Annotated in this window: 1 protein-coding gene; it reads left to right on the top strand. The window is 59.6% G+C overall.

Annotated features, from left to right (window positions below):
• Nucleotides 1–66: 66 nt before the first annotated feature.
• Entirely contained in the window at nucleotides 67–462 is a 396-nt protein-coding gene (locus ACFC3J_RS23100; protein ID WP_017501550.1) for a VOC family protein, read from the top strand.
• Nucleotides 463–510 lie beyond the last annotated feature (48 nt).

The following is a 510-nucleotide window of genomic DNA, read 5'->3' as shown; positions in this document are numbered from 1 at the left end:
CCGGCAAGAGCATTCGCAGCGTGGTTGTGTTCTGACATTCATTTTTGATAGAGTCGGAGAATAAATATGGCAGTGATTTCGGGTGATGGCGTGTTTTCGCACGCCTGCGTCGGCGCAAGCGATCTGGCAGTTTCCACGGCGTTTTACGACGCCGCACTGGCGCCTTTGGGCGTGAAGAATTTGGGGCCCTTTGGTGACAGCGCCATTCTGTATGGCAAGGACAAGCCGGCCTTTCCGGTCCTGCGTCCGGGCAACGGTGAAGCGCCATCCGGCAACGGTGTGACCATCGGCTTTGCGACCTCCAGTCAAGCTGACGTCGATGCATTCCACGCCGCTGGCGTTTCGGCGGGTGGTGCGTGTGAAGGCGCAGCTGGCCCTCGCGGTCACTTGCCCGGCGCCTATGCCGCCTATCTGCGCGATCCGGCCGGGAACAAGGTCTGCGCCTATTTCTTCAGCGAGTGAATGATGGCCCTGGAAACCGTTTCAACCAACAAAAGCCATGGCGGGGTC

The sequence above is a fragment of the Sphingobium sp. genome (assembly GCF_041987595.1).
In the GTDB taxonomy this organism is placed as follows: Bacteria; Pseudomonadota; Alphaproteobacteria; order Sphingomonadales; family Sphingomonadaceae; genus Sphingobium.
Note: the sequence above shows the minus strand (reverse complement) of the source record. Positions and strands in the feature narration are given on the sequence as shown.